Annotated in this window: 13 protein-coding genes; 2 read left to right on the plus strand and 11 right to left on the minus strand. The window is 61.2% G+C overall.

Translation table 11 applies throughout. From position 1 onward, the window contains the following. Positions 1-2038: Ig-like domain-containing protein (locus CK227_RS31660; RefSeq protein WP_210421439.1), on the minus strand; the 2038-nt coding region annotated here is incomplete at its 3' end. Positions 2039-2360: 322 nt separating this feature from the next. Between CK227_RS31660 and CK227_RS31665 the strand changes: the two genes are divergently transcribed. Next, on the plus strand, positions 2361-3305 hold the full coding sequence (locus CK227_RS31665) for a transglutaminase-like cysteine peptidase (protein ID WP_095775445.1): 945 nt from the start codon (positions 2361-2363) through the stop codon (positions 3303-3305). Between the two features lie 85 nt (positions 3306-3390). On the opposite strand, the gene CK227_RS31670 is transcribed toward CK227_RS31665, so the two are convergent. Genes CK227_RS31670 through CK227_RS31685 form a run of 4 tightly spaced genes read right to left on the minus strand, consistent with a single transcriptional unit; the run spans position 3391 to position 8976 of the window. Continuing rightward, positions 3391-4032: a ribbon-helix-helix domain-containing protein gene (locus CK227_RS31670; protein WP_179296549.1), complete on the minus strand. Its 642-nt coding sequence runs from the start codon at positions 4030-4032 to the stop codon at positions 3391-3393. Next, positions 4022-5311, minus strand: a complete 1290-nt coding sequence (locus CK227_RS31675; protein ID WP_095775447.1) for an HlyD family type I secretion periplasmic adaptor subunit — start codon at positions 5309-5311, stop codon at positions 4022-4024. Before CK227_RS31675 ends, CK227_RS31670 begins: the two co-directional genes overlap by 11 nt. 43 nt (positions 5312-5354) lie before the next feature. Next, positions 5355-7487, minus strand: a complete 2133-nt coding sequence (locus tag CK227_RS31680) for a type I secretion system permease/ATPase (RefSeq protein WP_095775448.1) — start codon at positions 7485-7487, stop codon at positions 5355-5357. A 40-nt stretch (positions 7488-7527) separates the two neighbouring features. Then, positions 7528-8976, minus strand: coding sequence for a TolC family protein (locus CK227_RS31685; protein WP_095775449.1), 1449 nt, complete (start codon positions 8974-8976; stop codon positions 7528-7530). 459 nt (positions 8977-9435) lie between these two features. Here CK227_RS31685 and CK227_RS31695 point away from each other — a divergent pair, with 459 nt between their 5' ends. Next, positions 9436-9972, plus strand: a complete 537-nt coding sequence (locus CK227_RS31695; protein WP_095775451.1) for a hypothetical protein — start codon at positions 9436-9438, stop codon at positions 9970-9972. A gap of 87 nt (positions 9973-10059) precedes the next feature. On the opposite strand, the gene CK227_RS31700 is transcribed toward CK227_RS31695, so the two are convergent. From CK227_RS31700 to CK227_RS31725, 6 genes are read right to left on the minus strand one after another with little or no spacing between them, the layout of a single operon-like run. After that, positions 10060-10635 (minus strand): hypothetical protein, encoded by a 576-nt coding sequence (locus tag CK227_RS31700; protein ID WP_095775452.1) that lies wholly within the window; start codon positions 10633-10635, stop codon positions 10060-10062. Further along, positions 10632-11222: a L,D-transpeptidase gene (locus tag CK227_RS31705; protein WP_095775453.1), complete on the minus strand. Its 591-nt coding sequence runs from the start codon at positions 11220-11222 to the stop codon at positions 10632-10634. The genes CK227_RS31700 and CK227_RS31705 overlap by 4 nt, the downstream gene beginning before the upstream one ends. After that, the gene (locus tag CK227_RS31710) at positions 11206-12369 is read right to left on the minus strand and encodes an AAA family ATPase (protein ID WP_095775454.1); all 1164 of its coding nucleotides are present in this window, start codon (positions 12367-12369) and stop codon (positions 11206-11208) included. Before CK227_RS31710 ends, CK227_RS31705 begins: the two co-directional genes overlap by 17 nt. Next, the gene (locus CK227_RS31715; protein ID WP_095775455.1) at positions 12366-13001 is read right to left on the minus strand and encodes a TadE/TadG family type IV pilus assembly protein; all 636 of its coding nucleotides are present in this window, start codon (positions 12999-13001) and stop codon (positions 12366-12368) included. The genes CK227_RS31710 and CK227_RS31715 overlap by 4 nt, the downstream gene beginning before the upstream one ends. Positions 13002-13003: 2 nt before the next feature. Further along, positions 13004-13546 (minus strand): TadE/TadG family type IV pilus assembly protein, encoded by a 543-nt coding sequence (locus tag CK227_RS31720; RefSeq protein WP_245318332.1) that lies wholly within the window; start codon positions 13544-13546, stop codon positions 13004-13006. Between the two features lie 5 nt (positions 13547-13551). Continuing rightward, complete coding sequence (locus tag CK227_RS31725) at positions 13552-15054, minus strand: pilus assembly protein TadG-related protein (RefSeq protein ID WP_095775457.1); 1503 nt, start codon at positions 15052-15054, stop codon at positions 13552-13554. Positions 15055-15081 lie beyond the last annotated feature (27 nt).

The raw sequence follows: 15081 nt of genomic DNA on the forward strand, positions 1-15081 counted from the left end.
TCGGGTTGCCGACCGTACCGCCCGTCACCGCCGTCACCGTGCCGGGCTGGTCCGCACCGACATGGTCGTTCGCCAGAACGCCATTGGCCGCGTTCGCCACGATCGCCGCGCCGCCTTCCGTCGCGGATTGACCGTCATTCACCGCAACCGGTATGTCGTCGTCGACATTGACCTGAACCGTTGCGCTCGCCTGGCTGCCGTCCGTATCGGTGGCGACCACATTGATGCCGGTCAGGTTGATGACGTTCTGCCCACCCGCGTCGGGATGCGGGAAGTTGTCGAGCAGCGTCACATTGACTGTGGCGAACCCGTCGGTGCCCGCCAGGATCGGCAGCGACGATGCGACCAGGTCGATATGGATGGCATCGACGCCGTTGATCGAACCGGTGATCTGCGTCGGGCCGACGAGCGTCCAGACGATGTCGGCGCCGGCAACCCCGTTGACGTCCGCCGTGATTCCGGCGACCGACGTGAACGCCATCCCGGTGATGTTGTCCGAACCGGCATGGAACGATACCGTTCCGCTGCCGTCCTCGACATTGGTCGCGGGCGCGCTGCCGGTGGCATTGACGGTGCCGAGCCCTGCCTCGTCCACGGTGATGATCGCGTTCGTCAGCACCGACGGGTCAACCCCGTCGCTGATGGTGATATTCAGCGTCGTCTGCGAGGTGTCGCCGTCGCCGTCCTTCAGCGTGTAGGTGAAAGTGTCCGTCACCGGCGAAGCGTTGCTGATGTTGGCATTGGCAACGTAGCTGTAGGTCCCGTCCGCGCTCAGCGTCAGCGTGCCGTACTGGCCAACGACATGGAATTCTCCGCCCACCACCGTCGTCGCCCCGGCGCCGGTGACGCCACTCACCGAAGCGCCATCGGCGCCCTTAGTGTCGGCGCCAGCCGGATTGCCGTCGCTGCCAAGCCCGGCAATCACGTTGCCGTTCACCGTGCCGCCTTCCGTAACGCTGTCCGTATCGGCAACCGCCGTCGGCACGTCGTCGATGATAGCGACGGCAAAAGTGGTACTGGCCGAATCGCCGTCAACATCCGTAACCGTGACGCTGAAATTGTCGGGAACCGTGTCGCTGGGATCAAATCCGGTTGTCTGATCGGGATGGGTGACCGAATGGGTGACCGTATAATCGTAGTCGATGTGGCCGGTGTTGGGATCGAAGGAAAGGATCGTGATGTAGCCGAACTGGCCTGGAATCTGCTGGCCGGCAGCGGTGACGGCGACGCCGTTGATGACGATTGACCCGACCCCATCCGGCGCGTTGACACTGATCGATCCGACCCCGGAGGTTTCCGCACTACTCGGCGCGTTGCTACCCGGCGACTGTGACGGGCCGCCGTTGAGGCCGGTTTCACTGGCCGCCTGGTCCGGGGTGAGCAATGACGTGGCCACCACCGAAACCGGCCTGTCGACCAAAGACGGGAACAGCTCGCGATGATCCGGCTGACCGAACGCCAGATCCGTTGGCGGCAATAGCGCCGAGAGACCGAATCCGTCGCCGATACCGCCGGGCGGAATCGAGAAGTCTCCGCCGGCACTCGAGGGTGAACCGCCAGCGCCTGCCGATATCGATCCGTCGGCGCCGAAGGCGACGTCGACATGACTTGCTTCCAACGCCGCGATCAAGGCAACGCGCGGCACTTCGACATCGCCGATGATGAAGGTCGGCACGTTGAGGGCGCCGTCCTTGATGACGATCACCGAACCGTCCGCCTGCTCGAGCACGAGGTTATGGCCGTCGACCTTGATGTTGTCGATCGAGACGTTGGCCGGAAGCTTCACCACATGGTTGGCGTCGGCCACATATTCGTGCGGCGCGGCTGCCGCCGGGGCCTTGGCCTCCGCGGGTGCTTCCGGTTTGACGGGCGTGCCGTTGCCGACATCGACGGGAACCGGTTCAGCGGCGGCCGGGGCGGCCTTTTGCGCCGGGCTGGCCTCCGCGACCTGCATCTGCGCCTGCGACGGCAGGCCGTTATGTTGAGAGTGCTCGTCCCAGGAATGAGAGACGGTGTCCAAATCGTTACTGGTGGTCATAGCCAAACCCCTCCGGCATTTCCCGGAAAGAGACATGGGCCACTTCTACTTTGCAACTGTCCTGCAATCCGTTTCATATATCCTGGTATGCAGGCTTCGGCATTTTTTATGCGTGGTAAACTCGAAACATATAACCTGATATACATTGGCCAATGTGCAATCCGCTTGGCGGGGTCTGGCTTTGGCCGCTTGGTAAACAGAAGTATAAATTTGTATAAAATTTTACACAAAACAACTGACATGAAGTACAGAAAACTTATCCACCTTCATTTCCAATAATTTGAGACGAGATTGGTAGCGTCCACAGTCAAAGGTGGGCGTTATGACAAAAGAAAAATCTGCCCTGGGGGCAACCGGGCTCAAAGCGCTGCTGCTGGCAATCGGCATTTTCGGCCTGTCGCATCCATCGCTCGCCAGCACGTTCCCAGCCGGCGCCGATCGTGTCGATTCGCTGCTGGCGAACGTCGAAACGCCTCCTGCCCTCGGTGGCATTTCGCTGCTGCGGCCGCAGCCTTGGCAGCCGGCCTCGGCCTACAGGATAGGCATGGTTCTTGGCAGCTACGGTCCAGCCGCCAGCGATCAGGAAACCGGCCTTTCGGCGGTGCAAGGCAATGCCGGTATCGATCCCATCCAGACGGCGGCGATCATTCCCGGCGTGTTCGGATCGGTTGCGCTGTCCATGCATAATTTTCCGGTCTCCGCGCGTTGGGCGCCGGTCTACAAGGCAATCGTCGACTGTTCCGCGGGCACTGCGTGCGACGGCAAAAACAGCATCTTCACCGCGATCGTCAACGCCGCCTCGGTCAAGCGGTTTGTGGACAAGCTATCCTTCGTCAACTCGAGCATAAATCACGCGATCGCCTACAAGAAGGACAGCGTGGTTTACGGCAAGCTCGACTACTGGGCCAAGCCTTCCGAAATTCTCGAGCGGCGGGCGGGCGACTGCGAGGATTTCGCCATTCTCAAGATGGCGGCGCTGCTGCGTGCCGGCATTCCGGCGCAGAGCATGTCGCTCGTCGTCCTGCAGGATCGCAAGCGCGGTTTCTTTCATGCCGTGCTGTCGGTCAGCACCGGCAGCGGCGTCTTCATTCTGGACAGCCTGAGCAACGTCGTCTCGCGCGACAGCGATCTTCCAGACTACGTGCCATTGTACTCGTTCAGCACCGACCGCGCGTGGATCCACGGCACCAGGCCCGGCGCGGCCCAGGTCGCCGATATCAAGGGCGGACTTGCGACGGTCGCACCTGGCGAGGGCCTGCAGCCATAGCATAGCCAAGCGAAGCACCCGGTTCGGCACGCCTTCGCTCTCGTGTCGTCTCCCCGGAACTGGGGTCACTTTCGGGCGATAGGCACTAGCCGCCGAAAACGAAGGCCATCAGCAGCTCCGGTTCGAGCACCGGCGCTCGCACCGCATTCAATTGCCCCCGGTAGCGGCGGTCGCCCGCGCCGATGACGAAACCGGTGGCGACCGGCGTTTCGCCATTGGCGTCGAGCCGCGCGAATATGTCAGCGACATTGAGATCCAGGGCAAGCTTCAGGTCGTGGCGCGCATCTTCGCTTGGCGCGACCGGCAATTGACGCCTGACCAGTTGCTGGAACGGCGCGTTGAAAGTCAGGATCCTCTTCGACGATGAGAGCGCAAAAGCCGGCGACGGGCAGGCGACCAGAATGGCGTTGATCGTCTTGATCGACGCAAGCCTTCGCAAGGTCTGGTTTTCGTCGGCCAGTCCGCGCATGCAGGCCACCCGGATTGCCGATGTCAGGTTTCCTGTGTGGGCATGGCTTTCGGCGATCTCGTCGATCAGCATGCCGATCGTGCATTTGCGGCTTTCGGCCATCTGCTTCAGCGTGGTCCAGAATGCCCGCTCCAGACGAATGCCGCGTCGCGTGCCGCCACGCGCCACAACCCGGAATTCCAGCTCGAAATCCTCAGTCGCCATGGGTGGCAGCAGCCGCTCGCGATCGGCGGCGGGAGAGCTGATGTTATCGTTCACTCATTGCCTCCTCGCGTGCCTTGTTGATCGGCTTCAGCAGATAGGTGAGGATGGTCTTGCGTCCGGTCTTGATATCGACCGAACAGATCATGCCAGGGATGATCGAATACGTCTTGCCATCTCGTGTCAGCGTTGACCTCTCGGTTGCGACGCGCACCTGATAGTAGGGCTCGCCCGTCTTCTGGTCGACCAGGCTGTCGGCGGTGATGTTGGAGACCTTGCCCTCGATGCCGCCGAAGATCGAGAAATCATAAGCGGTAATCTTGATCAGCGCGTCCTGGTCCGGCCGGATGAAGGCAACATCGCGCGGTGAAACCCGCGCTTCGACCAGCAGGGTCTCGGATGTCGGCACGATCCCGGCCACGACCGCGCCGGGCTGCACGAAGGCGCCGACCGTGTTGATGTCAAGCGTGTTGACGATGCCGTCGACAGGCGAGCGGATGTCCGTGCGCGCCACCTTGTCGGTGGCGCCGCGTATGGTCTCATCGACGACCGAAAGATCGGCCAGCGCCTGGGTCAGGTCGCTCAGCGCCTCCTGTTGCAGCTGCAGGCCGAGTTCGTTGACTTGAAGCTGGGCTTCGGTGATGGCCGCCTTGGCCTTCTTGACGGTTTCACCGGCGAGGTTCAGCTGCCCATGCAGTTCGGTCTGCTCCCGCTCGACGCGGATCTGCTCGGTCCTGGCCATCAGCCCCTTCTTGACCATGGATTCGACCAGCGCCGTTTCCCGGTCGCTGACTTCGAGGTTCTTGGTGAGGCGATCGAGATTGGCGTTGGCTTCGTCCAATTCGTTCAGGCGCTGATCGAGGCGCGACTTGAGGACCGACAGCTTGACCTGGAAGTTGTCACGGCGCGCAACGAGCAGCTTCTGCTCGTTGTCGCAGATTTCCGGCGCGACCTTCTGGATTTCGGCCGGACAGGGAAATGGACCGTCGATATTGCCGGTCTGCTCGAATTTCAGCCGTGCAATGCGCGTCTGGAGCGCCCGTGCCTTGGCCTGTTGCTCGCCGAGGCTGGACGTGTTCATCGTGTTGTCGAGGCGGATGATGAGATCGTTCTTCTTGACGATCTGCCCGATCTTCACGGCAATTTCCTGAACGACGCCCGGCTCGCTGGCCTGGATGATCTGGGTCTTGGAAGCCGGTATGACCTTGCCTTCGCCGCGCGCGATTTCGTCGACCTCGGCAAAGGACGCCCACGCGACGGAAGACACAAAGAGTGCCCCTATGATGAACAAGGACGCCGACGCGAAAAGCGGCGGCCGGTCTTCCCTTGCAAGCATGTCCTAACCCCAACGCATTGAATGCGTTCAATAAGTCTGTTTTTCAGGTGCTTGTTTTCTGCAGCGCCTGTATCACTTGGTCCTTTGGTCCATCGGCAACGATCTTGCCTTGCTCGATGACGATCAGACGGTCGGCCAGTTCGAGCATGCTGAAGCGATGGGTTGAAATGATCAGCGTCGTGTTCCTGTCGAAAGCCACTTTGAGCTGCTTGATCAGCTGCCGCTCGGAAGCCAGGTCCATCGAACCCGACGGCTCGTCCAGGAAGACGATTTTCGGTCTGGTCAGCAACAGACGGGCAATCGCCATCGTCTGCCTTTGGCCACCCGAGAGATTGGTGCCGCGCTCGCCGACATTCATGTCGTAGCCACGCGGGTGACGGGAGACGAAATCGTCGACGCCGGCAGCCTTTGCCGCTTCGACGATCTGCTCATCGGTCGCCTCCGGACATGCCATCAGGAGGTTTTCCTTGATGGTGCCCGAAAACAGATCGTTGGCCTGCGCGACGATCCCGACCGCGGCGCGAACCTCCGAAGGGTGGTATTGGCGGATGTCGATCCCGTCCAGCAGCAGCTCGCCTGACGTCGGCAGGAAGAGCCTGCCGATCAGCCGGCCCATCGTTGTCTTTCCCGAACCTATGCGGCCGATGATGCCGATGCGCTCACCTGGCTTCACCGAGAAATTCAGACCGGTCAGGACCTCGTTCTCGGAGCCCGGATAGACAAAACCGACATTCCTGAACACCATGGCGCCGTTGCGAATGGGCCGGTTGACGAAACCCACCGTATCCGGGCGATCCTCCGGCTGCGCCATGATCGAGTTCACCATGCGCAAGGAGAGCATGGCCTGGCGAAGCCTGGACAAGGTGATGGCGATCTGGCCGAGTGGAGACACCGCCCGGCCGGCCAGCATCACGGTGCCGATAATGGCTCCGGTGGAGACGTGTCCTTCCGAGAAGGCGTAGGCGCCTGCCACGATCAGGGCGACGGTGACCATTTGCTGGATGGCCTGCGTTATGTTGCCGGCCGCCGCCGAAAGCTGCTTGATCTTCTCGGATGTGTTGGACGCGTTCTTGGAGTGCTCTCCCCATTTTCGCAACAGATACGCCTCGGCCCGCAGCGACTTGATCGTCTCCAGTGTGGAGATGGATTCGACCAGCAGGGCCTGCCGCTGCGAGGCCTCGTTCATGGAGGCCGCGACACGCTTGCCGATGCGCCGTTGCGTGATCAGCCCGACGATCACGGAAGCCACGAAGGCCAGCGCCGGTATGATGACCAGCCATCCGCCAATCGCATAGATGACCAGGAGAAAGACGAACACGAAGGCGGTGTCGATAAACACGCTTATGGTGTTGGACGTGAAGAATTCGCGCACGAATTCATACTGTGTCACCCGATTTGCATATTCGCCTGTCGAGCCTGGCCGCGCCGACAGGGACGAGTTCAGCACTTTCTCGAACAGCAAATAGGAAATGCGCAGATCCGCCTTGCGCCCGGCATAGTCGATGAGGGACGCTCTGGCGGTCTTCAGGAGCAGGTCGAACAGGATCACCGCGGCGATGCCGATCGACAGCACCCACAGCGTCGATATCGCCTTGTTCGGCAAGATCCTGTCATAGACGTTCATAGTGAAGATCGGCGAGGCGATGGCCAGCATGTTGATGAAGATTGCCGCCAGGATAACCTTCGAATAGGTGCGCCAGAACGGACCCATCGTCCCCGTCAGCCAATGTCGCCGCTCGATCTTCGGCGCCGAACCTACATTCATCCCTTCGGCAGTGTTGGCGTATGTGATCGAGAAGGAAACGCCGCCACTGATGTAGCTGGCGGCCAATTCGGATTTCGTGATGGTTACGCGGCCGTCTTCCTGGGGAGCGGTCGTGAATGCGCCGTCCTCCGTTTCGGCCAGCAGGGCAACCGGCAATTGACTGACGCGAAACACGATGGCGGGGAGGTCGATGCGTCCCCGAAGAAACTCGCGATGGCTGAATTCGGTGATTTCGAGGCCGATGCGCTCGGCAATATGCCGGATGGCTTCGATGTCGATATGCATGTCCGACAGCGGCACGCCGGCGAACAGCACCGTTTGCGCGCTCGGCCTGCCGAGATACCCGGCAACGGCCGAGAAGCAGGCCTTGAACGCCTCCTTCGGGGAGAGGATGTTAGGTTGCTGGTTCACGATCTGCCCTTAGGGACTTTCGATCGGTCCTTACATTCGCTTACTTTTTCCTGACCGGTGCCAGGATATCGAATGGCAGGTCGTTCTTCTGTTCCGACGGCGTGCGCGCATAGGTTTCCGTGTCGGCCGTTTCCGGTGCGCCGAACTCGGTCCGCGCATAGGCCGCGGCCTGTTTTGGCGGGCGGATGTCCATCGTTTTCAGCAACTGGCCGGTGGCCGCGAGAAGCCGGTATTGGGCAAAGAGAGAGGCGAAGGATGCTGTGTCGGCCAGTGTCGCCGTGTTGAAACGCGTATTCTGCGCATCCAGCACATCGAGCAGCGAGCGCTGCCCGACCTTGAATTGCTCGCGATAGGACGCGACCAGCTTCTCGTTGGAAGCGGCCTGCAGCTTCAGCGTCTTTGCCAGGTCGGCTTGCCGGAAGCGGCGATCCCACGATGTACGAACGGCTTCTTCGATTTCCCGCAGCACCTGGTGCTGCGCAAGCCGCTGCTCGCTGGTGCGGCGGATCTGCTCTTGCTCATTGGCCTTGTCGATGCCGCCCCTGTAAAGGTTCCACCGCAGCACCAGGCGTGCCTGCAGGTCGGATGTGTCGCCATTGTCACCGTCGATGTCATACCCAGCCCGAGCGACGCCTTCGGCGACGACCGAGGGGCCGTATTTCGCGCGAGCCGCATCCACCAGCGAGGCCGCGGCGGCGATATCGCTGTTGGCCATATGGACGCGCGGATTGCTCTCCCGCGCAAGGCCAATCGCATCGTCCAGCGATCTTGGCAGCGCGCCGGAAACATCGACCGGCCTCGATGCATTGGTCAACGGCTTCCCGACGGTCTTGAAGAACCGGATCCTCGAGGCCTCCAGCTCCTCCGACGCTTCCTGCATGCGGGCCTTGGCCGCGAACAGGCGCTCTTCGGCCTGTTGCCGGTCGGCCTCGTTCAACCCGCCGCCAGCAATGCCTTCCTGGATGTCGTGGAGGATTGCTTGGTGGAAGCCCAGGTTCTTCTTTGCCTCTGCCACGATCGAAGCCTGAAGCATGTATTCGAGGTAGTCCTGGACAACCGAGAGTCCGATGAATTCAGACCGCTCCAGCACACGAAACGACGCGCCGTCGACGCGCGAGGCCTGGCGGTTCAATTCGGCCCGCCTTGCGCCGCTGTCGTAGAGCGTCTGCGAAACCGTCAGATCGGTTTCCGCGGGATAAAGTGCGTCATGCTCTATCGAGAGCGCGCGCCGGGAGGAATTGTCGAGACGGCGAGCCCCGGCCGACGCTTCCACGTCGACGCTGGGAAGATAGAGGCCCTTGGCCTGACGCAGCTCGAACTCGATTGCTTCGCGATTTTCTATGGCTTGGCCGATTTCGGGATTGGATTCGACGGCGACCGCCATCGCTTCCTTGAGCGTAAGCGCACTCGCACTTGCGCAGGTCAGCATCGAAGCCGCCATCAAAAGACCAAGGCCCTTGCCCACAGTCGAGATGCTTCTCGTATTCATTTTAACCCGCCCCAACATTTCCCCTGCGCCCTTTTGCCGGCGCTGATCCAAGCCTGACCTTGTCTCAGGCGACTATCCAACAATTTCAAGAAAATATGTGAGTTATTATTAATATAGGGGAGCCTGAATCGCTCATCTGAGCCATAAGGTTGGGAAATGTAGCAAAAATGGCACAAAAATGGGTTGGCTGCGGCTTCAGCCAATCGCCGCCTTTTGTGGAAAAGTCCAGGCGCACATACGGCTCGATGCCGGCAGAATCGTATGAAGCCTGCATGGGCCGGAAGGCAGCCGCGGAAATTTGGCGGCGTTCGGCCAAGATCATGCGACCACGGCATGAACGGCCGATACTGAATTGAGGACTGCCCGAATGAACTGCCAAGCACGGCCATAGTGGCGCCCTCGCGTTAAGCCTCGGTCAATCTCTGCAATCTATGCTGATGCCAGATTGTCGAGGTTAAAATGAAGCGCAGGCCGATACTACTCTTCGCTTTTCCGGCTTTCATCCTGGTGGTTTTGGCCTGCGAGCGAATGGCGACCATGCTGCTCGGGAGCTATCCCGCCAGCCCCGCCATGTGGAGGATCTGGCTTGAACTGCGCCCCTTGTCGGCGATGTTCTGGCAACAGATCGACCCGTATCTCCACGGTTCGATGGCCCTGGATGCCGTCATCCTGGTTGCCGCGGCACTGGTGTTCTGGAGCGCTTGCCGTGTGAGACCGGCGGCCGCCTTCTTCCTGGCCAACCACGTCGCCTTGCTCTTTGCCGGACTGATGATCGCGTCCAGCAGTCATTCGGAGACGGCGAGCACGGTCGCGGCATTTCCGATGTCCAACGGCCTCCAATTCGCCCTGAAGATCGATTTTACCTGGCAGAACAGCCTGGTGCTCGTTCTGGGCTTCGCGGCCTGCGCGTACTGTCACGTCGCGTTCCTTCGCGAGACGCGACTGCGCGGTGAGGCTCTGGCCCTGCGTCTCATGACTTTGGGACGGGATCTTTAGTCTGGCATGGGGCGTTTCGAAAACGTCCGGACGTCGGCAACCGCATGAGGCTCGGCTCCGTCCGGCTTCACCGGAACCCGAAACGCCTCAATTGATCTTGCGATAATAGACCTTGCCGTCCGGCGTTTCCGTTCGCTGGTAGGCGGGGTTCGGGCCAGGGGGCGCGGCGGCAACCCTTCTCTTGGGTGGCCGCGGCGTATCGGCAATTGCAGGTTCCGCCGCGACTTCGGTGTCCGGAGAAGCTTCCGCCACGGTACTCGTCGTGACGACGGGCTCCGGTGCGCCCGAGACGTCAGCGTCGCGCGCCGAGGGCAGGTTTTGTTGCAACCGGGCTATGCTGCCGTTGATTTCGTTGAAATTGCCCTGCAATTGGCTGTCCAGCTTTTCGAACCGGCTCTGAAAACCGTTGTTGACCGTGTCGAGCCGGGCGACGATCCGCTGCTCGAACGCGCCGAGCTCCTCGAGACGTCCCTCCACGGTGCGCAGGTCGCTGATGCCGCGATAGAGGTAGATGGCGGCGGTTGCGTTCAGTACGGCAAACAGGGTCAATCCAACGCCGACGACGACCGCCAGCCGCGACCGGCTCGCATCCCTGCCGAGCAGTTGCGGTTCAACCGGCTCGGCCGAGACAGTCGGTACATGCGGGTCGCTGATCGTCGTCATTGAACCACCACCTTGGTGCCAACTGGCACGCGCTTGAAAAGATCGATCACATCCGTGTTGGTAAGGCGAAAGCAGCCCGACGTGCCATCGAATCCCACGCCCTTGGGATCGTTGGTGCCATGGATGCGATAGAGCGTGTCGCGTCCGTCCCGAAGCAGATACAGCGCCCGCGCGCCCAAGGGGTTATAGGGACCCGAGGGCACCAGCTCCGGCAGTTCCGGTTGGCGGGCGCGCATTTCCCGGGGTGGGCGCCACTGCGGCCATTCCGTCTTGGCACCGACCTTCACCACCCCGGTCCAGCCAAATCCGTCACGCCCGACGCTGATCTGGTAGCGCAATGCCTGGCCCTGGCGGGTCACCAGGTAAAGTGCCTTCTCGCTCTTGCGGATGATGATCGTTCCCGGCTGTTCGGTGGTCGCGAAGGCAACCGCCTTGCGCAGGCTGGGCCCCATCGCCGGCAGCGGCGGCCGATCCGAAAGCCCCGACCGCGCCTCGGCGAAGCCCTGGGCGGACATCGCCAGCACCAGGCCAAGCACGCAGGTGCCGGCCAGCCTGGGGACAAGGCCTTCTCTACCGGGCAGCGTCATCGAGCCGCTCTTTGAACATCTTCTTCAGATCCTTGTTGAAGCGCGCCCTGCCATCCACTTCGGAGGGCAGGATCGCCCGGTTCAAGGCATCGGTCAAAAGAGCGTTGTCCAGCGCGACCGATTTGATGTGCGGCGCCTTGAATATCTTTTCGAGCTCGCTGCGCGAAAAATGGTTCCCGAACCATTTGCGCTTGTGCTTGTTGGCGACGAGCGTGATGCTGACCGCATTGCCGCGCAGTTCGCGGATCTTCTTGTAGAGCCGCTTGCCTTGCCGCAGCGAAGCGACGTTGAGTTCGAAGACGATGAAGATCTCGTCGCTGGTCGACAGCACCGAATTGTGCCAGGGCGTTTCGATATTGGGCAGGTCGATGACGATGTCGTCGAAGCGGTAGGCGACGAGGTCCAGGAGCCGGAAGACGAAATCGCTGCCGTGCGGCTCGAAGGGCAGTTGCGGCCTCTCGAACGCATAAAGGGTGAGACCGGAAGGGCGCGTGAGCTTGATGACATCCATCAGCTCGACATCCAGCCTTTCCGGCTGATTGATAATGCCCGCCAGATCGAACTGGTTGAACAGATTGAGATAGGCGCCGCAATTGGCGCTCTGGAAGTCGAGATCGACCAGGCAGGTCGAAGCCGCGCGCTCAGCCGATTTCGAGGCGAGGAATTCGGCCGCCGAAAGCGCCAGCGTCGTGGCGCCGGCGCCGCCGCTGGCGCTGATGAAGGTGATGATCCGGCTTTTGGTGCCCTGGTTGCCGGTATCGTGGAAGGTCACCGCATTGAGCAGTTCCTTGCCGTCGAGCGGCTTGTGCAGCCAGTCCGAGGCATTCATGCGCACCAGCACCCGCGTCTGTTCCGACGTCAGCTCATCGGAAACCGCGATCAGCGGCACCGTCGCCCACAGCGCGCGCGCCTCGACGATGCCGGGCCTGCCGAGCAGCTCGCCGCCGCCGAGATCGAGGATGACGATGCCGGGACGCATATCGGCGGGCGGACCTTTGAGAAAATCATCCGTCTCGGAAACCCTGACGTCATAGATCGCCAGCGCATCGAGCCGCGTCGCCACCTCGCGCTTGAAATTCGGATCCGACGAGAACAGCGCCACCTGCTTGCGCTTGGTCGGAGTAACCTTGGTGTTGATGGCGTTCATGGCCAGATGCTCTTCAGATCTTCGCCCGTGACCGTGCTCAGCATGGAGGGCATGTTGATGTTGGCGAAACCCATCAGTCCCTGCAGGAAGAAGAACTGGAAGGTCCTGTTCTGCAGGCTGACGGTGATTGTCGGCACCGGACCGCTTAGCCGGGTCTGATAGCCAAGGCCGGTGGCCGAATAAGTGACGACGACGTTGCTGCGCAGCAAGCCCGGGAAGAAGTGACACATGCCGGGCCGCTGGTTAGTGGCCAGATTGGGACAGGCATCATCATTGGTGTTTGCGGTGTCACCACGAAAGATGCGACTGAAATTGGCGGCGCTGAAGCCGCCGCCGTTGCTGCAGCCGCCCGTGCCGGCGGTGTAGGTACAGACGAAGGGACCATACGCGCCGGCGACAATCGGGGCGCCGGGAGACGAGATCGGACCCGCGGTCGCGAGGTTGGTTGCAACCGCATCCGATATCGACGCCAGCCGGGCGCCGACTTGAACCGCCTTGGTGGCCGCATTCCATTGATAGAACGCATAGCCGAAATCGACGAACCCCAGGACAAGCGAGAACAGCAGCGTCGATACGATGGTCATTTCCACCATCGCCGCGCCGTCTTCCGATTTTGCGAAACGCTGGATCATGATCAGAACCGGATCAACCGCTCGTCGTGGGAGCCCTGAAGCGTGATCGGCCCGATGCCGATGAAAGACAGCATCCCGACACCGGTGTATGGGTAGGTACCGGACGCGCGGACGGTGCAGACTTGTGCGGTGGTGGCGCGATATTGGGTAACGCCGCCCGCCACGGTATCCTGGCAGGAGTTGTTGGTGGTCACGGTGACATTCGATGTCTGCCAGCCGCTGACGCGCGGAGTATCGGTTACTGCGCCGTTAACAACGGTTACGGATGGCTTGCCGTAGACGGCGATGTTCGCGGCAATGGTGGTACAGTCGATCGCCGCCAGCCCGGAGTCGGTATACAACTGACTGTTGCAGCGCGCGGCATAGCGAGCGGCGTCTGTAAGCCCGGCCTCCATCAGCAGCTTGTCATGGATCAGGTTGCCGAACTCGAACACTCCCGCCGACAAAACCAGCATCAGCGGCGTGATCAGTGTCATCTCGACAATCACCGCGCCGCGTTGATCGTGACGAAATCGATCAAGATATCGGGACAGCATCTTGAACATCGCGGTCACCGGTAGAGCTGCGCTTCGTCGCGCAGGTAGTTGTCGAGCGTACCGTTGCCGCCCTTGCCGGTGATGTCGACCAACTCGACGTAGATATTCTTCCCGTCCTTGATAGGCTCGGTGATGAAGAAGCTGCCGAACCTCCTCACGGGAATCCCCGTCTGGCGGCCGCTGAAATTCGTGCCCGAAGCCTGAAGCGCATTGCAGTCCAGGATTGCGCCGTAAAGCAACCGGCGGTCAGGCGTCGAGATCGGGGTGCCTGCCGCCGCAGGCGGGATACCCGTTTCGCCACCGACTGAAGGATCCTGATAGATGTTGTTGTCGATCTCGTAGCGATACACCTCATAACGGGTCGGGAGATTGGCGCCGGTTCCCGATAGAGCCGCTGGCACGGCACGTGTGGGATGATTGGCGGCCCAGTAGCGCGCGAAATTCCAGTCACCGTCGCCCATGCGGCCGCCCATCATGGTGCAGTTGCCGGCGATCTGGCACGAATCGCGCTCAAGCCCGACACCCTTTGTCGGGTCTGTTTCGTAGTCGACCTTGTTGCTCGCGACGAACTGGCTGCCGTTCGTGGCACCCTTGCGCACATTGACCCCAGGTCCGTCCGAGTAGTTCGACGAATCGATGCCGAAGCGCGAGTTGATGCCATTCTCTACAGGCCCGGCATTCTGTCCTGGCTCCGTATCGACGCCGTCACGCGAATAGCAATTCTGCGGCTTGGAGTCGGCGAGCATTTTTTCGAGCTGATTGGCACCATTGCCAAACGGCGAAGCCAGGAAAGCGAAGTTGCCGGGAAAGTAAGATCCGTCGCCGCGCAGCACGATCTGGCGGCGGCGGTATTGCCTGGTTTGTGCCGCCTGTTCCAGCGTGACGCCGCCGGTGATGGATGTGTCCTCATATGGGTTGCACATGAAAACGGGCGTGTAATCGCAGACGCCCGACGTGAATCCGGCGACCGCCGAGGCAGCAACGTTGAAGCCGTTACTGGCCGAATTGCCAGTTAGAAACGAGGCGGGGAAAATCGCGGCGAAACCGGTCGGTGCCACCTTCACTTCAACGAACGCGGTTTCATCTTCGCCGATGGATTGCGTTGCATTGGCATAATTTGCGCTGGTGACCGGAGCTCCGTCCGATGCAGGTAAGCTCTTGAGGAAACACCACGAAATGTTGCCGGCGCTGTTGCATCGTGCGGTGCCGCCCGGTTGCCCGGAAGTCAAAGTGAAGCGGCCATTGGTGCCAACGGTCGAGAATGCGGCCTGGTTGATAACAAGTTTCGCCATGGCGCGTTCGGCTCTGGCCCATGAGCCGGGCAAGCCATCAAGCTCGGCGGCTCCGGCCAACGCAAAGGCATCGGCGCCTTTCTGCAGGTCGTTGTGCAAATTGTTGACCCGGCTCATATCGATCGCCAGCAGCGAAAAGCCGATGATCGCCGGCAGTGTAACGCTGACGAGGATCAGCGCTATTCCCCTCTGATCGTGCCAGAACGCGCGAATGGTCCGCAGCATGGCCTTACTCTTTGCTCCCCTGACGCC

The organism is Mesorhizobium sp. WSM4308 (assembly GCF_002294905.1).
Taxonomy (GTDB): domain Bacteria; phylum Pseudomonadota; class Alphaproteobacteria; order Rhizobiales; family Rhizobiaceae; genus Mesorhizobium.

Excerpts from the sequence above, each read along its gene's own strand:
- CK227_RS31685 (WP_095775449.1), bottom strand. The coding sequence starts at position 8,976 with ATGAATACGAGAAGCATCTCGACTGTGGGCAAGGGCCTTGGTCTTTTG.
- CK227_RS31705 (WP_095775453.1), bottom strand. The coding sequence starts at position 11,222 with ATGACGCTGCCCGGTAGAGAAGGCCTTGTCCCCAGGCTGGCCGGCACC.
- CK227_RS31700 (WP_095775452.1), bottom strand. The coding sequence starts at position 10,635 with ATGACGACGATCAGCGACCCGCATGTACCGACTGTCTCGGCCGAGCCG.
- CK227_RS31695 (WP_095775451.1), top strand. The coding sequence starts at position 9,436 with ATGAAGCGCAGGCCGATACTACTCTTCGCTTTTCCGGCTTTCATCCTG.
- CK227_RS31675 (WP_095775447.1), bottom strand. The coding sequence starts at position 5,311 with ATGCTTGCAAGGGAAGACCGGCCGCCGCTTTTCGCGTCGGCGTCCTTG.
- CK227_RS31720 (WP_245318332.1), bottom strand. The coding sequence starts at position 13,546 with ATGTTCAAGATGCTGTCCCGATATCTTGATCGATTTCGTCACGATCAA.
- CK227_RS31725 (WP_095775457.1), bottom strand. The coding sequence starts at position 15,054 with ATGCTGCGGACCATTCGCGCGTTCTGGCACGATCAGAGGGGAATAGCG.
- CK227_RS31715 (WP_095775455.1), bottom strand. The coding sequence starts at position 13,001 with ATGATCCAGCGTTTCGCAAAATCGGAAGACGGCGCGGCGATGGTGGAA.
- CK227_RS31665 (WP_095775445.1), top strand. The coding sequence starts at position 2,361 with ATGACAAAAGAAAAATCTGCCCTGGGGGCAACCGGGCTCAAAGCGCTG.
- CK227_RS31710 (WP_095775454.1), bottom strand. The coding sequence starts at position 12,369 with ATGAACGCCATCAACACCAAGGTTACTCCGACCAAGCGCAAGCAGGTG.